We start from the raw sequence: 21402 nt of genomic DNA, 5'->3' as shown, positions 1-21402 counted from the left end.
TGCTTGTGTTTCTCCGTAAATTTGAGTACTGACAAATCCCAATAAGACAGTAGTTTCAGCATTTCCCATTGTTGATAATCCATTTCAGGACATTTACCCTAATGTCCTGGGTAACCCTATTTATCAATTGTAAAAAATTATCACTATGGGCAAATTATGGCTATTGGCCGGACTGACCGGGTTCGGTGTGGTCACCGGCTGGGCAACGCCTCCTCCCGGATCACCCACCGCAAGTGTACCACATGAACACCAGGTGCAGCAAATGACCTTTGCAGAGAACAAAGGACAATGGACTGCCGAAGCAAAGTATAAAGCCAGCCTGAGCGACAATGGTGCGCTGTTTCTTACCGATCATGGGCTGGTATACAACTTCGTCAGCAAAGAAGACATCCGGAAAATACATGATACAAAAGAAGAGAAAGAGGCAGAGGCCCCTCTCATTCATGGACATGCCTATAAGGTAAACTTTGTAGGCAGTAATCCAGGTGTTACCTACACAACAGCAGACAAGAAACAAGCGTATCATAACTACTTCATCGGTAATGATCCGAAAAAATGGGCGGGAAATGTGGGCTTGTATGGTTCTGTATTACAGAACGATATCTATACTGGTGTCGATTTTAAAATATATGGTGCTTCGGGCGATAACCTCAAGTACGATTTTATTGTACATCCCGGTGCAGACCCGCAGCAGATCGCCTTATCATTCGATGGGGTAACGCCGGCTTTATTGCGGGATGGATCTTTAGCAATTACCACGACTGTAAATAAAGTTATGGAGCAGGCTCCGGTTTGTTACCAGATGATTGAAGGGAAGAAAGTAATGGTTCCTTCTGCCTATCGTTTCAAAGAGGGCGTGCTGTCTTATCATTTCCCTAAAGGATATAATAAAGCTTATGAGCTCGTAATTGATCCATCTGTTGTATTTGCCACCTTTAGCGGTTCCAATAACAGTAATCCTTTCGATGGAGGGGTGAACGGTTATGGAGCCACATATGATACGGCTGGCAATACCTATACTTCAGCAACCATATTTGCCTGGGGCTGGCCAACTACCATTGGTGCCTATCAGACCACGGTACCCAGTACGTTTAGTATTGGCATCAATAAATACAATCCCAATGGTACCAGCCTGGTGTACTCCACATATTTCGGTGGCAATAGCGGACGGATATTGCCCAGCAGTTTACGGGTCACCAACAATCAGGAGCTGGTAATGACAGGTTATACCGAAACGGCAACACTACCAGTTACTGCCGGAGCTTACCAGTCCAGCCTGAAAGGGACGTCCGATATGTACGTAGTTAAGTTTAATGCTGCAGGATCTGCACTTGTCGGTTGTACCTATTTGGGCGGAACAGGACCAGAAGCCTATTATATGAACCTTATCTACTTCAGTCCCTATGCCCCCGGCAACTATGGCTATAGTACTGTTGATGTAGCTTTTGATAATCAGGATAATATCTGGATAACCGGCAACTCCGGTTCTACAGACTTTCCCACCACACCCGGTGCTATTCAGAATGCGCTTGGAGGCAATCACGATGCCACCATTACCCGTTTTAATCCTACCCTCACTACGCTGCAATACGGCTCCTATATAGGGGGTAGTGCCTGGGATGGTGCCTATGGTATAGAGTACGATCCCGGAGCAGACCGCATCGCCATCGTGGGCAGCACCATATCCAGCAATTACCCGGTATCCTTTGGGGCGTATAAGCCAGCAAGGCCCGGCGGCCGTTTGGATGGGTTTGTGACCGTTATTGATAATAATAATTTCTTTTTTCTGGCTTCTACTTACATAGGTACTGATACGACAGACTATGCCATGCGGGTTGCGTTTGACTGCAATCATAATGTATATGTAGCCGGTAATACCCAGGGTAATTATCCTGTTACCAATACCTCTGCACAGGGACTTGTGAGTAATGGCCCAGTGTTTATAGATAAGCTGGCTCCTGCGCTGAATGCTTCGCTGGCATCGACCCGTACCGGCCTCAGAACCGGGTATATGGGCGACATCTTTCCTTCTTCCCTGATTGTAGATAAGTGCGGCAATATTGCAATATCTACATTTACCTGGTCTTTAAAACAAACTGGTATGCCGGTTACGGCCAATGCGATCGATACCAGTCCAAAGCCATTTTACATGGCAGTGTTCCGGGACGATTTTGCCGGGCTTAAATTTGCCAGCTATTTCGGAGACCCAAACAGTGAGCATTTTCATTCCGGAGTCTGTCGTATTGACCCTAAAGGGATTTTTTACCAGGCAGTCTGTACAGGTGCCGGTAACTTTCCAACCACTGCGAGTGCGTACGCTCCCACCAAGCTTAACGGGTATGTCAATGATAATGTAACCTTCAAGATTAAGTATGAGACCAGCATACCGGTAACTATGACCGTTACGACCGGTGGCGGGGCCAACGACCCAAGGTACCATACGGTAAGAGGTTGTAATCCTGCCCGGGTCACCTTTACCCGTACCGGCGATACCACAGCGCCATTGGTACTGCATATCAATAAATCAGGCACAGCATCCCCCGGATCAGATTACGCCTTATTGCCCGATACCATACAGCTGGCAGCGATGCAGGCCAGCCGTACAATTGATGTTGTTGGGCTACTGCCTCCCAATGGTACTAAGATGCTGATCATAGATCTGCTGGAGCCTTGCAGTTGTCTGAACCCGACCGATATTGTAAAGAGAGATACTATATATATATATGATGCACTGTATGCCAATCTGACGACCCCGCTTCCTGCCTATTGTCCGGGTACGCAGATCGCTATTACCGGATCGACCGATCCTGGCTCTCAGTTCAGCTGGGCGCCGGCGCAGTATAACCTGGGCAACCTCACCATAAACCCGGTCATTACCCAGGACCAGGACTTTGTATTTACCGTTACACAACCAGGTGCACTGGCTACCTGTCCGCCAAGAAGTATTACCTTTCATGCGGTTACAGAACCTTACCCGCAGATCATTATGACAGACGATACCGCCGCCTGCGGCCAGGACAGCCTCATGATACCGGTACAGGTACTGCCCGATAATATCAATTATACTTATAACTGGACACCGGCTACCGGCCTGAGGGCAGCCAATATTGCCACCAACTATATCTGGATGCCTGTGGGGGTATATAACTATACCTTCTCGGCGAGCACGCCCAAAGCCCATTGTACCACCACAAAACAGGTCAGGATAGGGTTCAGGGCGCCAACTCCATTGTTCGGCATTACCCCGCCGAGCGGCACACTGGTCGATTATGGCAAGGAAGTGAACATGTCTGCACAGGGGGCAGTGTTCTATACCTGGTATCCGCTGGGGGCATTTCACGACTTCAGAGAGCAGAGCCCGACTACCTACCCGGTTACCGAGCCTAAAACCTATACAGTAGTAGGGGTAGATGCTTATGGTTGTAAGGATACGGCAGATATTTATATAGATGTACGCTACCCCCAGGATCCTATTATGCCTAATGCCTTTACCCCCAATGGCGATGGCCGCAACGATGTTTTTGGGCTTACTAATGCGAAATTTCAGAAGCTGCTGCGGTTCGAGATCTATAACCGCTACGGTCAGCAGGTGTTTACAACCATTGACCCGATGAGCGGCTGGGATGGTAATTATAACGGGAAAGCCTGTGACCAGGGTGTGTATCAGTATATAATTATAGTAGAACTGCCTAATAAAGAGAAGAAAACATACAAAGGAGATATTACCTTATTACGATAAGGTATGTGGTTAAAGTTCAGCCCGGGAGCGTCCACCTCCCGGGCTTTTTTATAAATGTAATAGCTATACTCTATATATAAATAGGCAGGTATCGGCACAAGCTTCTGAATAATTACTTGTACAGAAAGCATAATTGTGTTAGTTTTGCACTTCGGGCGCCAGCCCGATTTTTTGTATCTATAGGTGAGGGTACTCACGATACAATGATTGGGGACTGAGTGCAGCATAAATCCGTAAAATAAAAATAAACATATATAAAATGCCTTTAGACACTTCCATCAAATCTGTTTTAATTATTGGCTCCGGTCCTATCGTAATAGGCCAGGCATGTGAGTTTGACTACTCCGGTTCTCAGGCAGCCAGAAGTTTAAGAGAAGAAGGAATCAAAGTAACACTGATCAACAGTAACCCTGCTACGATCATGACCGATCCCATAGTTGCGGATAAGGTCTACCTGTTACCTTTGACTCCGGAAAGTATAGAACAGATACTGAAGGAAAATGATATCGATGCCGTACTGCCTACTATGGGTGGACAGACTGCGCTGAACCTGTGTAAAGAAGTAGACGAGCTGGGTATCTGGCAGCAGTACAATGTACGCCTGATCGGGGTAGACATTAAAGCAATCGATAAGGCAGAAGACCGCGACCTGTTCCGCGAGTGGATGCTGGAGATGGGTATTCCCGTAGCACCTGCACGCGTGGCCAACTCTATGCTTGAGGGTAAAGAGTTTGCACAGGAGATCGGTATTCCACTGGTTATCCGTCCGTCCTTCACACTGGGTGGTACCGGAGGTGGTTTTGTAAAAAGTAAAGATGAGCTGGAAGCGGCACTGGATGCCGGTCTTAAAGCCTCTCCTATACACGAGGTACTGGTTGAGAAAGCAGTACTGGGCTGGAAAGAATTTGAATTAGAACTGCTGAGAGATGCTGCTGATAATGTAGTTATCATCTGTACCGTAGAGAACTTTGACCCGATGGGTATCCATACCGGCGACAGCATTACTGTAGCACCGGCTATGACCCTGAGCGATACAGCATTCCAGCTGATGCGTAATACCGCAGTAGATATGATGCGTAATCTCGGAAACTTTGCCGGAGGCTGTAACGTACAGTTCGCCCTCAACCCGGAGACAGAAGAGATCATCGCCATCGAGATCAACCCGCGCGTAAGCCGCTCTTCTGCACTGGCCTCTAAAGCAACGGGTTACCCGATTGCCAAAGTAGCTGCTAAACTGGCGGTAGGCTACAACCTGGATGAGCTGAAAAACCAGATCACCCAAACAACATCTGCATACTTTGAGCCGGCGCTGGATTACGTAATCGTAAAAATGCCACGCTGGAACTTTGATAAATTTAAAGGTGCTGACGATACACTGGGCCTGCAGATGAAGTCTGTAGGTGAGGTAATGTCTATCGGACGTACCTTCCCTGAAGCCCTGCAAAAGGCATGTCAGAGCCTGGAGAACAATGCTATCGGTCTTACCTCTATCAGCCGCAGCCGCATGCGTCCTGAAGAGCTGAAAGAATACCTGAAGCGCCCTACATGGGACCGTATCTTCCGCCTCAAAGAAGCGCTGGAAGTAGGTATCTCTATCAAAACACTGAGAGAACTGACACAGATCGATCGCTGGTTCCTGTACCAGATCCAGGAGATCGTACAACTGGAAGCAAAGATCAAGGAATACAAACAATCGCACAGCCTGCCTAAAGAAGTACTGTTCGAAGCTAAGAAAATGGGCTTCAGTGATGAGCAGATTGCTGAGCTGATGGGCGATTGCACTCCGGAAGAGATTTATACAAGACGTAAAGAACTGGGTGTAACCCGTGTCTACAAAATGGTAGATACCTGTAGCGCCGAGTTCGAAGCCAAAACTCCATACTTCTACAGCACATTCGAAGAGCTGCAAACCGGCTCTGACGATATCCTGCAGAATGAGTCTAAGGTGACTGATAAGAAAAAGATCATCGTACTGGGTTCAGGCCCTAACCGCATTGGTCAGGGTATCGAGTTTGACTACTGTTGTACACATGGTCTGCTGGCTATTAAAGAGTGTGGTTATGAGGCGATCATGATCAACTGTAACCCTGAGACCGTATCTACCGACTTCGACATTGCAGACAAACTGTACTTCGAACCGGTATACTGGGAGCATGTGTGGGAGATCATCGAGCATGAAAAACCAGAAGGCGTTATCGTACAGCTGGGCGGACAAACGGCCCTGAAAATGGCTAAACGCCTGCATGCCAAAGGCATTAAGATCATCGGTACCTCATTCGACGATATGGATATCGCAGAAGATCGTGGCCGATTCTCTGACCTGCTTAAAGAATTGAAAATACCTTATCCAAAATATGGTACCGCTTACACTACCGACGATGCTATGGAAGTAGCCAACCAGGTAGGCTACCCGGTACTGGTGCGCCCGTCTTATGTACTGGGCGGACAAGCCATGCGTATCGTTATCAACGACGAGGAGCTGGAAGAGAGCGTAGTAAGCCTGCTGAAAATACTGCCGGGCAATACTATCCTGATCGACCACTTCCTGGATCGCTGCCAGGAGGCCGAGATCGACGCCATCTGCGACGGAGAGGAAGTATACATCATGGGCATCATGGAGCACATAGAGCCGGCGGGTATCCACAGCGGAGACAGCCACTCTGTACTGCCTGTCTTCAACCTGGGTAAACTGGAAGTTGAGGAGATGAAAGACATTACAAAGAAAATAGCCCTGAAACTGAACGTTAAAGGACTGATCAACATACAGTTTGCCATCAAAGACGGTCGCGTGTTTGTAATCGAGGCCAACCCTCGTGCCAGCCGTACCACACCATTCATCGCTAAGGCATATGGTGTACCGTTCCTGAACATTGCTACCAAAGTAATGCTAGGCGATAAGAAACTGAAAGACTTCACCATTGAGAAGCACCTGGAAGGGTACGCGATCAAGGAGCCGGTATTCAGCTTCAGCAAGTTCCCTAATGTAAACAAAGAGTTAGGGCCTGAGATGAAGAGCACGGGCGAGGCTATCCGCTTCATCAAAGATCTGAGAGACCCATACTTCAGAACCCTGTACAAAGAAAGAAGCATGCACTTAAGCAAGTAATTGCTGCATAACATAATACAATAGCAAAGGCTACCCATTGGGTAGCCTTTTGTCGTATACTCACTTTGTACGCTAGCGCAGGCACCTCGTGTGCCGGTTTCTCTTACTGTTATTAGATTTGAGACGCGCGCTGGGGAGCGCGCCAGCTTAGGAACACTCACTCGTCATATCGACTGAAGCGCAGCGAAATGGAGATATCTCCTCTGGTAGCTAAGTCATATCGACGGCAGTGGAGATATCTCCTTTTGTACGTGCATTCAGGAGATTTCTCGACGCCGCTGCGCTGTGCTCAAAATGACGGGAACGATTGCGGGCTGGCACACGTGCCTCGAATATGTCCTGTTTGAGGTTTAAGACTCATGTTGGGTGGTTCTAGCGAAGTAAAAATGCAAGGGGATTTTTACTTATTTTTTTATGGGAAAGCTGCCCTTTTTGGATGCATTATTTAAATTGGAAGTATGAAAGTTTGGATATTGTATAGAGATGGAGTTATATTTAAATTTATTTATGATTTTAATTGATTCTCTAAAGAATGACAAATAAGAACAAAGCGGTAACCTATAGTATTCTATCACACATAAGAAATAATGGTGAGCTTATAAAAGGTCCATTAGACGTATTTATACCTTTAATTAAAAGGGTTATAGCAAGTTTAAATCGAAAGGAAATATATAGTGGGAAAAGTATAGGTGAAATAAAGGCCGAAGCAGATGAGCTTTATTCTCTTGACTTCCCAATTCCAGTATTAAAAACTATTCTTAATCGAATTGCAATCGAAGTCAATACAGAAGATGCTACTAGATTCTTTTTATATGCCGACGGTAGCTTTGCGATCTCGAAATATACATTTGATGAGTTCGAGGAAGTTTTTAATGAGAAAAAAAAGGAGATAGACAATATTGAGAGTTTGTATATCACCTTTAAAGAAAGTACTGAGTCAACAAATGATTCAGAAAATATTTTCAAGTTTATTGAACGAAATAAACATAGCCTATGTAAGTTTTTTTCAATAAAGGGTGAGACTAATGGAGAGGACTATACTCTTGAAGCCCAATTTATAAATTTCTTTAAGAGTATTCCTTCTGTCTATGAAGTAATTGAAGATATATATTTAGGATCTATAATTGCTTGCTACGTTGAATACCAGCCACATATAAATACTGGTGAAGTAGAGTTAATACTAGACACAAATTTCATTGTTGGTCTATTGGATCTTAATACACCTGAATCTACTCATACTTGTCGAACTTTAGTACAAGTGGCCATTTCGAGCGGATATAAGATTACTGTATTAAAGGCTACTATTGATGAAACTGAGAATTTATTAAAGAATAAGGCCCATAATTTTGATAAGTCTTTTTTACAAAAAAAAAATTAATCCTGAAGATGTTTATAATGCATGCGATAGAAGAAATTTAAATAAATCAGACTTAGAAAGAATTGCTGATAATATACAGATTGAATTAAATAAGTTTAAAATATTTATTTTAGCGAATCATGATAAGTTGACTAATGAAGCGAGATATACTTCTGAATTTGAAGATCTTAAGAAAATTCGAAATTCTGAGATTTCAGCTTTACATGATGCAACAGCTATTCTATATGTAAAGAAGAAAAGAGGTAAGAATGTTCAAGATTTTGAAAAAGTAAATAGCTGGTTTGTAAATAACTCTACATCATATTCAGGTGAGATATATAGTGTAAGAAATGGTATTCAGCCGATTAGTATTAAAGCAGATGATTTATTAAATATATTGTGGCTAAGTAGTCCATCTATAAATAGTAACTTCAGTGCTAATGATTTAGTGAATATCGGATTAACATCCACAATTTCTTTGACATTAAATAAGAACTTGCCTAAATCTAAGGTATTGAAAGATTTGGATGATAATTTGTGCAAATATGCACAAGAGGAGATAGCAGACGAAGATATATTAAGAGTTGCAAGGAGAATTACCAATAAACAACTAATTGATATCGAGGAGCTTAATTCTATTGCAGAGAGTGATAAAGAAGAGTTTATTAAAAGGTTGAATGATGAAGCAAGTAAGCAGAAAGCATTAGAAGAGAAAACTGCTAGAAGTATAGATAGTGTATTTAAGGCTATTAGAAGTGAAGCTAATAAACTTTCTCAAGCAAAAAGAGAATATGAGGAACTTACCAATGATAATCAAAGTCAAATCTTAGGATTGAAAGAAGCGTTGATGATTAGCGAGAAGAAGATTCGAGAAATTAGAGAAGAGGAGTTTATTAGCAGTGAGATAAAAAAATGGAGGAGAAAAAGCATTTTTGAATGTGTGATTTTTCTCTCCATTCTTATTTTTATAATGTTTATTGTTTTGAAAGAGAACAACTATAATTTAGACGAAGCGTATAAATATTATACTAGTCACATCATTCTTTCTATTATTGTAAGTACATTGATTTTAATATTGAATGGATTTGCTTTGAAATCATTGTATGATAAATATAGAAATCATTCAAATATAGAGAACTACAAAAAAAATATTAAAATTCCTGTTGTACTATAAGGATATTTCTATTAGTAAGTTGACTAGTATAAAAGGAGCCCACCGGGCTCCTTATTCTTTTGTCTATTTCTTCATCAACGCTTCCAGTCGATCTATCATCTCCTTCTGCTGCTGGAGCATGCGCTCGTATAGCTCCACCATCTTATCCACTGGATTAAAATTGAAGTTAGGATAGTAATTATAACCGTTTGCCTGATCGTTAAACGTATTCGATATTATATTCACTGCCTGCTCTTCATCAAAGTTCTGAATAGCCTCTACCGGCAGGTGCAGTACCGCTGCAATCTGTTGCAGCACATCCAGTTCTATAGTCTCGCGCTGCTCCAGCAGCGATACCCGCTGTTGGTTCCAGTCATGGCCCAGGTCTGCGGCCAGGGCATCTTGTTTAATGCCCAGCATCTCGCGAAAGCGTTTTATGTTGCGGCCTTCGTGCGCTTTACGGTTGGTTGTTTTGGTCATAGGTCAATTGTTTTTTCAGACTGGAAAATTACACATTTCTATACTAATTACCGGTATTGCCACCGCAGTATTTTACCTGTAAGTAACACCCGTACGGGTAGGCCACATGCCTTTGCTTTGTGCTATAACTAAAACACCCGCTTTATGGTTAAGAAAACTAATGGCCCGGCTGCTAAGAAGCCCCGCATCGTAAAGGTATATGACCATCATGTCACCTATAATGCCCACCTGCTGTACAAAACCCATGTTATATACCCCAAGATAAGGCTTGCGGGCAAGTGGCTGGCCGATTGCGGCTTTGCTCCCGGCCAGCATATAGAGGTCGTGCAGGAGCCACAAAGGCTTGTGATACAGGTAGTACCGCCTCCAAAAAAGGCGCAGAAACATACTGCCGTGACACATGCACCCACTCAAAAGCCGCGCCGACGGGCCCAGGTACCCTATGTACTGAACAAAAATACAGATGCACCCACCGCTGTACCAGTCGTACCTACCGCTATGGAGCATCGAGGGTATCAGAAAGTGAAATCCAATTTTGCTTTCGGGTGGCCCCGCCTGCCTCTTATATAGCCTGAGGGTATGCGCATCCATACCTAAGGGGTAGGCAATGTACCAGTGCCGGGTATACTTTTTGCCCTCGCACTTAGCCATCGTCTACCCCTCATTTCACTTTTGGGTACCTCAATTAGTGTTTGGTATAGGTCAGGTTTTGCATTTGTCTACCCTCTATTTCAGTTTTCGGTAGGGGCACCTGCCTCAGGGGTGGGGGTACCGGCTTCCGAAGTAGCCGGGCTGTAGCTGAATCGTGCCTTTAGCTGCTGGTATATGGCTTTGCTGCCCGGAATGCCCGCTATGGCTGCCGCCTCGGAGATGCGATAGACGCTCAATGCGGTGGTATAAGCCTCGCTACCGGCTATGATGCGCGTGTCGTCTATCTTCTCCGACAGCTGTCTGCATATAGCACTTAATTCGTCCAGCTGGGCAAATAGGGTAAGGTCATTCTGCAAGGCATTAGCATCCATAAAGGGTGGAAACAGCGTAGAATTGTTGCGCAGGGCATTAAAGGCATCTTCTGTAAAAGCTTTGTTACTTACATTAATCTTAGGCAGATTGACCCGCTCGGCCGGGCTTAGCCCTACGAGAAAGGGCAGCTGCGCCTGTATGGCAGCAAAGAGCGTTTTTACATTGGCCAGCTGATCGCTGTTCATTACAGCATTTACACGGTTGTTGTTGATTCCTGACATAAATATTAAATTTAGAAAGTGAATAAATATTACCTCTAAATTAATATCCCGCTCTTGCAACGGCAGCAGCCCTGCTACTAACTTATGTACTGTTTTTGGTGCTTTTCAGAGGTAATAGTATGGGGCCGGGGCACAACCCTGTCGCTTCGAGTACCTCAGTAAACGAGCTTTCATCTCCCACTCGTCATATCGACCGAAGTGTGAGCGTAGTGGAGATATCTCTTTTTGTAATACCTTGAGATTTCTCGGCTCCGCTGCGCTGTGCTTGAAAAGACGGGAATGCTCACTTCGTCATGTCGACCGCAGTGGAGACATCTCCTTTTGTACAGAATAACAATCAGGAGATTTCTCGGCTCCGCTGCGCTGTGCTTGAAAAGACGGGAATGCTGGCATGCGCTGGGAGCGCGTGCCAGCGAAGAAGAAGGCTATTATTTACAATCATAAAGTTAATAACAAAAGAAGTTCATTGATAGTCAATATGCATTTACAGCAGTGGCTTTTAAGGTGATGCATTATTAAAATTGGCAGAATATTTTTATAAGGCAATGAAAAACTAGAACTAACACAAATACTACCATTATGCCAATAACAACAATAATTAGATATATGGCATATACACTACTGTTGCTCTGGAGTAACAGTAGTGTATATGCACAAAAAAGCTTTTCAACCAAAGCCATTCGGCCTTATGCGATGCCTATATACAGCATCAATACAAGTGGTGTAGAAAAGCAAACCGTGTACGACAACTATGATTCCAATGGGGTGAGGCAGTATAGAAGAGTATCGAATGATAAAACCAGCACTGTTCCTGGTAAGGTAATTGTAAAAAACAACATCAATTTTGCAGCGGGGCTGGATTATGAATTGTGGCTACCTAAACGATTTTTTATAGGTGCTGGTGCTGAATTCAGAACCTTGAATAATACTGTTCGTTACGAATATAAAGTTGATGAGTTTCTGGCCGACCACTCTTCATTGAATGGGCCAACAGATAAGCTGTATACCTATCACCAGCAATTGAATCTGTTAAGCTTTTCATTGCATGTAGGGAAGAATTTCCGAATCAAGAATCATGAGTTTGAGGTAAGGCTTGGTGCATCTGCCCCATTTACCCTAAATACTATTGAACATTATGAACATACAAATCATTTTTTTGGATTCAGCAGAAATGGGTACGACTATTTACTGCCGTATACCTATCAGCAGAACAATAATTTTAACCGCCCAAAGGTTTTTCAATCAGAAGTGCAAAGGATTCACTTTTATGTAGGCAGCAATAAGGATGTTACAATTTTTTCAAATAAAAAAACAAAGCTTTCTTATGGCTTACAGTTGAATATTTTATTTAATGAAGATAATTCATTGTGGTTCCGTACTTTTTATAATTATTCAATGCAGGCAGAGAAGGTATACTATAAAAATCAGCTCACAACATTCTCATATACCAAAGTGCCGGAGTTGTGCCTGAAGATAGGTTTAGAATTATAATTTCTGCTACTGGTACAATCGGTTGGAGTTGGCCAGCACAGAAACGCTTGTTGTACTCTGAGGCTCTAGAAGGGTACTTTTGTACAACATTGGTGCTTTGAGGGCCTCAGCGACCGAGTTTCGGCTCCACTTCGTCTTATCGACTGAAGCGAAGCGAAATGGAGATATCTCCTCTTATACAGAACAGCATTCAGGAGATTTCTCGACGACGCTGCGCTGTGCTCGAAAAGACGGGGACAATTACTCCTTAAAGGGTATTGACCAACATAAAAATTGCGGCGATGCTATGCATCGCCGCAATTTTTATGTTGGTAGGTTTACTCCTTGATCAGTTTAAAGCTGCCGATACGGCCGCCGTTCATGATCTTGCCAAAATAGTGTCCGTTGGCATAGCCAGCCAGGTCTATATGGGTAGTGGCTTGATTGATCGCTTGTTGCAACACCACCTTTCCAGTCATATCACAGACCGTCAGGGTAGCACCCGCTTTAGGAGCTTCTTTCAGCTGCATACGGAACTGACCATTTTTAGATGGGTTGGGGTATATGCTGGCCATATCGAAATCTATCTTTGCAATGCTGTTGGGGTTAAGCGGTACAAAGCGTATTACCGAGCCATTAGTAGGGTAGTAACCATAGATAACGGCATCCAGGGCAGCCATGTCAAACTCTGGATTATCAAAAGACATTTCACTGAGCAGCACAGCAGTATCTGTAAACTCGCTGCTGATAAACTTGTACTGGGCAGCATGGATAAACTGCTGCTGGAAGTTGGTGCCTATAGAGTCGCCGGGATTGCCCAGCAGGGCACAGGCAATGGGCTCTTTACCTTCATACAATACCTCGGCGGCAGTAGTGGCAAACATGGTATTGGCTACATTACTGTAACCGGCACGGTATTCGATAGCATGGTTCTGCTCATACATCCATACCTGGAAGTTGAAGGTATCGGTGCCGTTAATATCGTTTGCCCAGCTAACATTGCTGAATTCTATTTTGAATATACGGTTACCCGTTGTATCGGTGGTGGCATACTTGACCTTGCCTCTGCCCCGGCCTTCGTACGGCAGGTTGATGCCGCCAATCTGGCCCAGGTAGGTATAATCGCTCTCCACACCATTCAGGTATATACTGCCCGTATTGTTTATCGCAAAAGTATTGACCGTAGTATTCTGATACTTAAACGGGAAGGGAAAAGTGATGTTGGCGCTGGTCGTATCGTCCCAGTTGCCGGTAAAGCCCAGGTCGGTGGCGCCGGTCAGCGGGGTGTATGTGCTTCCGCTATAGGATACACCGTAACGTTTTACCGGGTTTTGTGCATGGCTGATGCCTGTAGCCAGCATAGTTGCGGCCAGCAGAGTGAGTAAGGGTTTTTTCATGTTCATAATCGTTTGGGTTGTTTAAGGGTTTATAGGGCAAGGGTATTATCTCTCTCTTTGGTGATGTGGTAATATAGACGCAATTTGCAGGGCATGGCTTAGAGCATTATGGTTTCTTTTTTTATACCCTGCTTTTCGCTCTGCACAGAGGCATGAGACGACATTAAAAAGAGAGGCGATGCACAATGCATCGCCTCTCTTTTTAATGTCGTGTATGAATAGCTTACTCTTTGATCAGTTTGAAGCTGCCGGTACGGCCGCCGTTATTGATCTTACCGAAGTAGTTGCCATTAGCATAAGCAGTCAGATCAATGGTTGTGCCGGACTGGTTTAAAGCCTGGTTCAGCACCACCTTGCCGGTCATATCATAGATCGTCAGTGTAGCACCAGCCTGAGGGGCTTCTTTCAGGGTCAGGCTATACTTACCATCTTTAGACGGGTTAGGGTATACACTAGCCATATCGAAGTCTACCTTCGCAATACTGTTCGGATTTACAGGTACAAAACGGATCACAGAACCGTTTGCAGGGTAGGCACCATACAGTAAGTCTTCTATAATCAATGGGTTAGGGGTCTGCAGGTCAGACAGCAGTACTGCATTGTTGTAGAAGGTGTTGTTGAGGTACTGGGCTGCGTGCAGGAAAGCATTGCCGCCTGTAGTAGCAATAGAGTCACCTGGGTTAGATACCAGTCCGCAGAAAATAAGTTCTTTCTCACCTACCAGCACATCGTTTGCATCTTTGGCAAACATAGTGTCTGATACATTAGAGTAGCCACCACGGTATTCGATCGCGTTATCGCTTTCGTACAGCCAGATCTGGAAGTTAAGGGTATCGGTACCATTATCATCATTGTAGCGGCCCACATTGCGGTACTCTACTTTAAAGATGCGGTTACCGGCAGTACCTGTTGTGGTATAGAATACTTTACCTCTGCCAGCAGAAACATAGTCCATATACACACCGGTAATATGGCCCATGTCAACGTCTTCATGCGCCAGGTCGTTCAGGTACAGGCTTCCGTAGGTTTCGATTCTTACCGTATTTACCTGAGTGTTCTGGTATTTGAAGGTAAACGGAAGGTTGATGGCATCACTTACCGTATCGTCCCAGTCTACATCAAATCCTACATCGGTAGCATTGGTCAGTGGTGCGTAAGCAGCACCGGTAGAGTAGGTTGGGGTATAGCGTTTAACAGGAGTCTGTGCATGGCTCATGCCCATGCCAATGGTCGTCGTGGCCAGTAAGGCGAGTAGTGTTTTTTTCATGTTCAATTATAATTATGGGGTTAATTTCTGATAATGTTTTATTCTAGTGTATGTAATGCGGCGAAAATAACGATAATATGATTACAGACGTATGTCTTTTGACACTAATTAGTGAAATACTCCGTAGTAGTCCTTAATATTTCGTTAAGCAGCCCTACATAGACTATAGGGCTTTGCATAGGTTTAATGAAATTGTTAAAAATATTTTGATCCCAAACTTTTCGAAGCAGTCAAAAAGACTATGTTTATTGTATTGATACTAGGCGTCTTGTAAACAATGTATTTTTGCCCCTGCTATGAAGCATGTACCCCTATAGGCCAGGCGGAGGCTTATTTATCCGCATTGGAATTGCTATAAATGATATTTTAATATATTTTTGTGGATTCTAAAATTTTTTAAAACAAGTATAAAAGTTATTATGACAAACAACGAGCTATTAGCGATTGCACAAGAATTTGGTACCCCATTGTATGTGTACAATGCAGAGAAGATAAAGCAGCAGTATCAAAAGTTAAGCAAGGCATTCGATAAGCAGACTCGTTTTTTTTATGCTTGTAAGGCATTGTCCAATATTAATATCCTTAAAGTAGTAGAGCAGCAGGGTGCCGGACTGGACTGTGTGAGCATCTATGAAGTACAACTGGGTCTGCGTGCAGGCTTCACCCCTGATCGCATCCTGTTTACCCCTAACTGTGTAGACCTGGCCGAGATTGAAGCGGCTATGCAACTGGGCGTACACATTAATATTGACAATATCTCTATCCTGGAGCAATTCGGTAATAAATATGCCGGTGCTTACCCGATCTTTATCCGCATCAATCCGCACATCTTTGCGGGTGGTAACTATAAAATCTCTACCGGTCACATCGATAGCAAATTCGGTATCTCTATACATCAGCTGCGCCATATCGAGCGCATCATGAAGTCTACAGGTCTTAATGTAGAAGGGCTGCATATGCATACCGGCAGTGAGATCAAAGATGCTGATGTATTTGTACAAGGCCTGGAGATCATGTTTGAGGTAGCAGAGCACTTCCCTAACCTGAAGTATATCGATATGGGTAGCGGATTTAAAGTGCCTTATGCTAAAGATGAGCTGGAGACAGATGTACAGACTTTAGGAAAGAAAGTACTGAAAGCCTTTGATAAATTTCAGAAAGCCAGCAACAAAGAGCTGATGCTGTGGTTCGAACCAGGTAAATATATCGTGAGCGAATCGGGCCATTTCCTGGTGAAAACAAATGTGATCAAACAAACTACTGCTACCGTATTCGTAGGGGTAAACTCAGGCTTCAACCACCTGATCCGTCCTATGTTCTACGATGCATACCATAATATCGAAAACATCAGCAATCCTAAAGGGGCTGAGCGTATATACACTGTGGTGGGTAATATCTGCGAAACAGATACCTTTGCCTGGGATCGTAAGATCAATGAAGTGAGAGAGGGTGATGTACTGGTGTTTCATAATGCAGGTGCCTATGGCTTCGAAATGAGCTCTAACTTTAACAGCCGCCTGAAACCGGCAGAAGTGCTGGTGGTAGACGGTAAGCCACACCTGATCAGAAAAAGAGAAGTATTTGAAGATCTGCTGAAAAACCAGATCGAAGTATTGTAATTATATAAACAGCAAAAATAAGAAGAGATGAATATTGCAAATAAATTCCCGATTCCTGAATTCGTACTGCTGGATGGTGAAAACCACTTAGGCGAACAACTGGAAGGCCGTACTGTACTGGTACACATGCCTACTAATACTTACCTGGAGGTACTGTCTGTATTTCCGGAAGATATGAAACAGTTTGAAGCACTGAACCCATTCGGATTCGTGTTTGCCAACAGCGAAGATGAGGACGAAAACCATATTTTCCTGTTACATGGTACACAGGCCGATGCAGGTGCCCTGGCAGAAATCTATCCTAAAGCCGCAAAATGGTATACCAATTATGCGCTGTGGATCGATGACGAGATCGGCAAAATGTAATCAGCAGCAGGCTTTATAGAAAGGTAATACATGTAAGGCTATTATATCTTTGTTTTACATCAGTGAATTGCATAGTAAACATTTTAAAATATTTATCTATGATTACCATTGCCCTGTATAATCTTAAAGGTGGTGTGGGGAAGACCGCCGGTTGCGTAAACCTCGCACACCTTGCTGCTATGGACGAGTACCGTACCCTGATCTGGGATCTGGACCCGCAGGGGGCTTCAGGCTTCTACTATCAGGCCAGTGCCGGTAGCGCCAAGGATACAAAGAAGCTGGTAGAACAGCATGTGGCTATCTCTGAGCTCATACAGCATACCGGTTATGATTACCTGGACATTATCCCCTCCGACTTCTCCAGCCGCAAGCTGGATGCTATGCTGGAGGCACAGGGTAACAGCAAGAAGTATGTAAAACAATTGCTGAAACCACTTAAAAACGATTATGACCTGGTCTTTATAGATTGCCCTCCGGGGTTTTCTGTACTGGCAGAGCATATCTTTCAGGCGGCGGACATTGTGCTGTTGCCTACTATACCTACTACACTATCTCTGAGAACCTTCGAGGCCGTCAAGTCTTTCTTTGAAGAAAAGAAGATAGACCTGGCCAAGCTGATGTGTTACTTCTCTATGGTCGACAGCCGCAAAGCCTTGCATCTCGAAACCATGGAAGCTTTTCACCGTCAGCGCAGATTCTTCTCTTCCTACATACCCTACCTGTCCGATGTGGAGAAGATGGGCATATACCAGGCTCCGGTCATGGCATTTGCACCCAGCTCCAGGGCAGCACAAGCGTATACAGAACTATGGGAAGAACTGAAAGAGGGCATCTTCTAAATTATACAAACTAATTTTATAAACCATTTTTTTAAAACATGTATCAAACAATTCTAACACAAGTAGAACAACATATCTGTACCATTACGATCAATCGTCCTGACAAAATGAACGCCTTGAATAAAGACGTGATTACAGAACTGGGTGCAGCCCTGGACGAGGTGTACCAGAATGCAGACATCAAAGCAGCCATCATTACCGGTGCCGGTGCAAAGGCTTTCGTAGCGGGTGCAGATATTTCTGAATTTACAGACCTGGATGGCAATGGCGGTGCAGCCCTGGCTAAAAGAGGTGCTGAGCTTGTGTTTAATAAAATTGAAAACAGCCCTAAACCTATTATCGCAGCGGTAAACGGTTTTGCATTAGGTGGTGGTTGTGAGCTGGCGATGTCCTGTCACTTCCGTACCGCGAGTGAAGGTGCACGTTTCGGTCAGCCGGAAGTGAACCTGGGCCTGATTCCTGGCTATGGCGGTACACAACGCCTGGTACAGCTGATTGGTAAAGGCAAGGCAATGGAACTGCTGATGACTGCAGATATGATCAAAGCAGACGAGGCAAAAGCTTTAGGCCTGGTTAATCACGTATTTACTGCAGAAGAGCTGCTGGCTAAAACGACCGAGATCGCTCAGAAAATACTGACCAAAGCACCGGTGGCGATCAGCAAGATCATCAGCCTGGTTAATGAAGCGGCTACCGTTAGCCCTACCGGACTGGATAATGAAATCCGTATGTTCGGTGAGTGTTTCGATACCGAAGATAAAAAAGAAGGTGCAGCAGCATTCCTGGAGAAAAGACCAGCTGCATTTCAGGGTAAATAATCATAACTGAATTTCATAAAAAAAATGCCCGGCACAGCGCCGGGCATTTTTTTGTGAAAAAATATTTGCGTAGTTAAATAGCTACATGTATATTTGTAGTCAAATAGCTACATAATGAATCTGAGAAGAGATGTATTCCAGGCAATTGCCGACCCTACCCGCAGGGCTATACTGATGCTGCTGGCTGCACAATCGATGTCGGCCGGGGCTATTGCCGCCAATTTTGATACGGCCCGGCCAACTGTCTCTAAGCACCTGCAGATACTGACCGAATGTGAGCTGCTGAAGCAGGAGCAACAGGGCAGGGAGATATATTATCACTTAAATCCGCATAAGATGAAGGAGATCGCAGATTTTATAGAACCGTTCCGCCAGATGTGGGATGAGCGCTTCAACAAACTGGAAGCCATTATGAAAAACTATCAAGCTAAAAATAAATAAACTATGGAACCGAAAACTAAAGTACATGCCGAAGAAGGTAAACAAGATCTGCTGATCACCCGCACATTCGACCTGCCCCTGGACCTGCTTTTTAAGGCATATATAGAGCCGGAGATCGTAGCGCAATGGATGGGTACAAAAGTGGTAAAGCTGGATGTGCAGCCGCATGGCGGATACCAGTTTGAAACCAGCGATGATAAAGGTAATGTGGTGTTCAAAGCCAATGGCACCATTCATGAATGTACAGAGAACAAGCGTATTGTACGCACCTTTGAAATGGAAAATGCGGGCTTCCCGGTACAGCTCGAATTCCTGGAATTTGAATCGCTGGACGATAACCGTAGCAAACTGAGCATGCAGATTGTATACCGCTCTATCGCAGATCGTGACCAGATGCTGAAGCTGCCGTTTGAGTATGGACTCAACATGGCACACAACCGTATTCAGGAATTATTGGCTACTTCAAAATAATAACCATGAGCAAAAGAAATAAAATCATTTACTGGATAGCTACGATCTGGCTGTCTTTGGGTATGGTCTCTACGGCAATTGTGCAACTTATCCCCATGGAGGAAGAAGCAGAAAAGATGAAAGTACTGGGTTATCCGTCCTATTTTTTGACCATACTGGGTGTGTGGAAACTGCTGGGTGTTGTTGCCGTATTGGTCCCTAAATTTCCGGTACTGAAAGAATGGGCATATGCCGGGTTCTTCTTTGCGATGACCGGTGCGGCTATATCACATATGGTCATGAGTGATCCTATGGGAGTTTTTCCCTCGCTATTGCTGCTGTTACTGACTATTGTATCCTGGTATTTCCGCCCGGCGGCACGAAAAATAGTAACTTTAAGCCACAACTAATGCTATGAATCCGAAAGTAGATTTCTTTTTTGATAAGGCCACCAAATGGCATGACGAACAAAGGCTGCTGCGCACTATTGTCCTCGACTGCCAGCTTAAAGAAGAGCTCAAGTGGGGTGTGCCCTGCTATACTTATCAGGACAAAAATATTATCCTCATTCACTCCTTTAAGGAGTATTGTGCAGTGCTATTTATGAAAGGCGCTTTACTGAAAGATCCGAAAGGCATACTCATACAGCAGACGGAAAATGTACAGTCGGCAAGGCAAGTCCGCTTCACATCCGTGACCGATATAGAGGCGGTGGAGGAAACCCTGAAGCAGTACATATTTGAAGCGGTGGAAATAGAAGAGTCGGGAGCAAAAGTTGCATTGAAGAAAACAAAAGATTATGCCATACCGGAAGAATTTCAGGAGCAGCTTGATAACAATGCTGCGCTGAAGGAAGCCTTTGCCGCACTGACTCCCGGAAGACAAAGGGCTTATCTTTTTTACTTCGGACAAGCGAAACAATCGAAGACGCGCGCTTCCCGGGTAGAGAAGTGTATACCACAAATCATGGAAGGCAAGGGCCTGGACGATTAAGTACTGTCGGGCAGTTCTTTAAAAGCATCATTATACTCCTCTCAAATCTATTGATATGAAAAGTAACAAAAAGACCGTAGCACCAGAAGTGCAGCAGGAGCTGCTAGATATACTACAGGCTCGTTTTGAAAAAAATAAAGGCCGGCACGAAGGTGTCAACTGGACTAAAGTGCAGGCCAGGCTTGAATCTCATCCCGATAAAATCTGGTCACTTAATGAAATGGAAATGACCGGAGGTGAGCCGGATGTAATTGGTTACAATAAAAAAACAGATGAGTACCTCTTTGTCGACTGCGCCGCAGAAAGCCCTAAAGGCCGCAGGAGCGTTTGTTTTGACCATGAGGCACTGGAGTCCAGGAAAGAGCATAAGCCCAAACACAGTGCATTGGGTATGGCTGCAGAAATGGGAGCAACCTTGCTTACAGAAGCACAATACAGAGCGCTACAGGAGCTGGGGACCTTTGATCTGAAAACATCCAGCTGGGTGCAGACACCGGAAGACATCCGTTCTTTGGGTGGTGCCCTGTTTTGTGACCGGCGGTACAATACGGTATTTACCTACCACAACGGTGCCGAATCATACTACGCTGCACGCGGTTTTCGTGTTGCACTAACGGTGTAATGAAAGCTGCTTCCTGCTTGCATGCAGACAATCAGGAAGCG

Annotated in this window: 19 protein-coding genes; 15 read left to right on the top strand and 4 right to left on the bottom strand. The window is 44.4% G+C overall.

Translation table 11 applies throughout. The annotated features are described in order from the left end of the window. Positions 1 to 145 precede the first annotated feature (145 nt). The 4 genes from EMP01_RS02650 to EMP01_RS02635 all read left to right on the top strand — a co-directional run bounded on the left by EMP01_RS02650 (position 146) and on the right by EMP01_RS02635 (position 9376). Positions 146 to 3739 (top strand): DUF7948 domain-containing protein, encoded by a 3594-nt coding sequence (locus tag EMP01_RS02650; protein ID WP_129019940.1) that lies wholly within the window; start codon positions 146 to 148, stop codon positions 3737 to 3739. 259 nt (positions 3740 to 3998) lie between these two features. Further along, the gene (gene carB, locus EMP01_RS02645; RefSeq protein WP_129019939.1) at positions 3999 to 6845 is read left to right on the top strand and encodes a carbamoyl-phosphate synthase large subunit; all 2847 of its coding nucleotides are present in this window, start codon (positions 3999 to 4001) and stop codon (positions 6843 to 6845) included. 532 nt (positions 6846 to 7377) lie between these two features. Next, on the top strand, positions 7378 to 8223 hold the full coding sequence (locus tag EMP01_RS02640) for an SRPBCC family protein (protein ID WP_129019938.1): 846 nt from the start codon (positions 7378 to 7380) through the stop codon (positions 8221 to 8223). Then, a complete protein-coding gene (locus EMP01_RS02635; protein ID WP_129019937.1) occupies positions 8192 to 9376 on the top strand; it encodes a hypothetical protein in 1185 nt (394 codons plus the stop codon). The genes EMP01_RS02640 and EMP01_RS02635 overlap by 32 nt, the downstream gene beginning before the upstream one ends. 63 nt (positions 9377 to 9439) lie before the next feature. Here the strand turns inward: EMP01_RS02635 and EMP01_RS02630 are convergent, their stop codons facing one another. Further along, complete coding sequence (locus tag EMP01_RS02630; protein WP_129019936.1) at positions 9440 to 9835, bottom strand: helix-turn-helix domain-containing protein; 396 nt, start codon at positions 9833 to 9835, stop codon at positions 9440 to 9442. Positions 9836 to 9979: 144 nt separating this feature from the next. Here EMP01_RS02630 and EMP01_RS02625 point away from each other — a divergent pair, with 144 nt between their 5' ends. Further along, a complete protein-coding gene (locus EMP01_RS02625) occupies positions 9980 to 10405 on the top strand; it encodes a SymE family type I addiction module toxin (protein WP_129019935.1) in 426 nt (141 codons plus the stop codon). A 161-nt stretch (positions 10406 to 10566) separates the two neighbouring features. On the opposite strand, the gene EMP01_RS02620 is transcribed toward EMP01_RS02625, so the two are convergent. Further along, positions 10567 to 11079: a hypothetical protein gene (locus tag EMP01_RS02620; protein ID WP_129019934.1), complete on the bottom strand. Its 513-nt coding sequence runs from the start codon at positions 11077 to 11079 to the stop codon at positions 10567 to 10569. A gap of 606 nt (positions 11080 to 11685) precedes the next feature. Here EMP01_RS02620 and EMP01_RS02615 point away from each other — a divergent pair. After that, complete coding sequence (locus EMP01_RS02615; protein WP_129019933.1) at positions 11686 to 12570, top strand: hypothetical protein; 885 nt, start codon at positions 11686 to 11688, stop codon at positions 12568 to 12570. Between the two features lie 317 nt (positions 12571 to 12887). Here EMP01_RS02615 and EMP01_RS02610 read toward each other — a convergent pair whose 3' ends face one another. Both EMP01_RS02610 and EMP01_RS02605 read right to left on the bottom strand, forming a co-directional pair. Continuing rightward, positions 12888 to 13946 (bottom strand): T9SS type A sorting domain-containing protein, encoded by a 1059-nt coding sequence (locus EMP01_RS02610; protein ID WP_161971194.1) that lies wholly within the window; start codon positions 13944 to 13946, stop codon positions 12888 to 12890. Positions 13947 to 14169: 223 nt separating this feature from the next. After that, positions 14170 to 15213: a T9SS type A sorting domain-containing protein gene (locus tag EMP01_RS02605; protein ID WP_129019931.1), complete on the bottom strand. Its 1044-nt coding sequence runs from the start codon at positions 15211 to 15213 to the stop codon at positions 14170 to 14172. Between the two features lie 419 nt (positions 15214 to 15632). Here EMP01_RS02605 and lysA point away from each other — a divergent pair, with 419 nt between their 5' ends. The 9 genes from lysA to EMP01_RS02560 all read left to right on the top strand — a co-directional run bounded on the left by lysA (position 15633) and on the right by EMP01_RS02560 (position 21361). Then, the gene (gene lysA / locus EMP01_RS02600; protein ID WP_202615973.1) at positions 15633 to 16832 is read left to right on the top strand and encodes a diaminopimelate decarboxylase; all 1200 of its coding nucleotides are present in this window, start codon (positions 15633 to 15635) and stop codon (positions 16830 to 16832) included. A gap of 27 nt (positions 16833 to 16859) precedes the next feature. Next, the gene (locus tag EMP01_RS02595) at positions 16860 to 17198 is read left to right on the top strand and encodes a hypothetical protein (RefSeq protein ID WP_129019930.1); all 339 of its coding nucleotides are present in this window, start codon (positions 16860 to 16862) and stop codon (positions 17196 to 17198) included. Positions 17199 to 17296: 98 nt separating this feature from the next. Beyond that, positions 17297 to 18037 carry a ParA family protein gene (locus EMP01_RS02590; protein ID WP_129019929.1) on the top strand — a complete coding sequence of 247 codons (741 nt, stop codon included), beginning with the start codon at positions 17297 to 17299 and terminating at the stop codon, positions 18035 to 18037. A 38-nt stretch (positions 18038 to 18075) separates the two neighbouring features. After that, entirely contained in the window at positions 18076 to 18855 is a 780-nt protein-coding gene (locus EMP01_RS02585; protein ID WP_129019928.1) for an enoyl-CoA hydratase/isomerase family protein, read from the top strand. A 114-nt stretch (positions 18856 to 18969) separates the two neighbouring features. After that, entirely contained in the window at positions 18970 to 19296 is a 327-nt protein-coding gene (locus EMP01_RS02580) for an ArsR/SmtB family transcription factor (protein ID WP_129019927.1), read from the top strand. 3 nt (positions 19297 to 19299) lie between these two features. After that, positions 19300 to 19767, top strand: a complete 468-nt coding sequence (locus tag EMP01_RS02575; protein ID WP_129019926.1) for an SRPBCC domain-containing protein — start codon at positions 19300 to 19302, stop codon at positions 19765 to 19767. Between the two features lie 5 nt (positions 19768 to 19772). Beyond that, entirely contained in the window at positions 19773 to 20156 is a 384-nt protein-coding gene (locus EMP01_RS02570) for a DoxX family protein (protein WP_129019925.1), read from the top strand. Positions 20157 to 20160: 4 nt separating this feature from the next. After that, positions 20161 to 20739 (top strand): YdeI/OmpD-associated family protein, encoded by a 579-nt coding sequence (locus EMP01_RS02565; RefSeq protein WP_129019924.1) that lies wholly within the window; start codon positions 20161 to 20163, stop codon positions 20737 to 20739. Between the two features lie 55 nt (positions 20740 to 20794). Continuing rightward, positions 20795 to 21361 carry a DUF4256 domain-containing protein gene (locus tag EMP01_RS02560; RefSeq protein ID WP_129019923.1) on the top strand — a complete coding sequence of 189 codons (567 nt, stop codon included), beginning with the start codon at positions 20795 to 20797 and terminating at the stop codon, positions 21359 to 21361. Positions 21362 to 21402: the final 41 nt, after the last annotated feature.

The organism is Edaphocola flava (genome assembly GCF_004118155.1).
Taxonomy (GTDB): Bacteria; Bacteroidota; Bacteroidia; order Chitinophagales; family Chitinophagaceae; genus Edaphocola; species Edaphocola flava.
The sequence above is the reverse complement of the archived record's forward strand: the minus strand, read 5'-3'. Positions and strand labels throughout refer to the sequence as shown.

Coding starts and splice junctions, on each gene's coding strand:
- EMP01_RS02650 (WP_129019940.1), top strand. CDS start 146: ATGGGCAAATTATGGCTATTGGCCGGACTGACCGGGTTCGGTGTGGTC.
- carB (WP_129019939.1), top strand. CDS start 3,999: ATGCCTTTAGACACTTCCATCAAATCTGTTTTAATTATTGGCTCCGGT.
- EMP01_RS02640 (WP_129019938.1), top strand. CDS start 7,378: ATGACAAATAAGAACAAAGCGGTAACCTATAGTATTCTATCACACATA.
- EMP01_RS02630 (WP_129019936.1), bottom strand. CDS start 9,835: ATGACCAAAACAACCAACCGTAAAGCGCACGAAGGCCGCAACATAAAA.
- EMP01_RS02625 (WP_129019935.1), top strand. CDS start 9,980: ATGGTTAAGAAAACTAATGGCCCGGCTGCTAAGAAGCCCCGCATCGTA.
- EMP01_RS02620 (WP_129019934.1), bottom strand. CDS start 11,079: ATGTCAGGAATCAACAACAACCGTGTAAATGCTGTAATGAACAGCGAT.
- EMP01_RS02615 (WP_129019933.1), top strand. CDS start 11,686: ATGGCATATACACTACTGTTGCTCTGGAGTAACAGTAGTGTATATGCA.
- EMP01_RS02610 (WP_161971194.1), bottom strand. CDS start 13,946: ATGAAAAAACCCTTACTCACTCTGCTGGCCGCAACTATGCTGGCTACA.
- EMP01_RS02605 (WP_129019931.1), bottom strand. CDS start 15,213: ATGAAAAAAACACTACTCGCCTTACTGGCCACGACGACCATTGGCATG.
- lysA (WP_202615973.1), top strand. CDS start 15,633: ATGACAAACAACGAGCTATTAGCGATTGCACAAGAATTTGGTACCCCA.
- EMP01_RS02595 (WP_129019930.1), top strand. CDS start 16,860: ATGAATATTGCAAATAAATTCCCGATTCCTGAATTCGTACTGCTGGAT.
- EMP01_RS02590 (WP_129019929.1), top strand. CDS start 17,297: ATGATTACCATTGCCCTGTATAATCTTAAAGGTGGTGTGGGGAAGACC.
- EMP01_RS02585 (WP_129019928.1), top strand. CDS start 18,076: ATGTATCAAACAATTCTAACACAAGTAGAACAACATATCTGTACCATT.
- EMP01_RS02580 (WP_129019927.1), top strand. CDS start 18,970: ATGAATCTGAGAAGAGATGTATTCCAGGCAATTGCCGACCCTACCCGC.
- EMP01_RS02575 (WP_129019926.1), top strand. CDS start 19,300: ATGGAACCGAAAACTAAAGTACATGCCGAAGAAGGTAAACAAGATCTG.
- EMP01_RS02570 (WP_129019925.1), top strand. CDS start 19,773: ATGAGCAAAAGAAATAAAATCATTTACTGGATAGCTACGATCTGGCTG.
- EMP01_RS02565 (WP_129019924.1), top strand. CDS start 20,161: ATGAATCCGAAAGTAGATTTCTTTTTTGATAAGGCCACCAAATGGCAT.
- EMP01_RS02560 (WP_129019923.1), top strand. CDS start 20,795: ATGAAAAGTAACAAAAAGACCGTAGCACCAGAAGTGCAGCAGGAGCTG.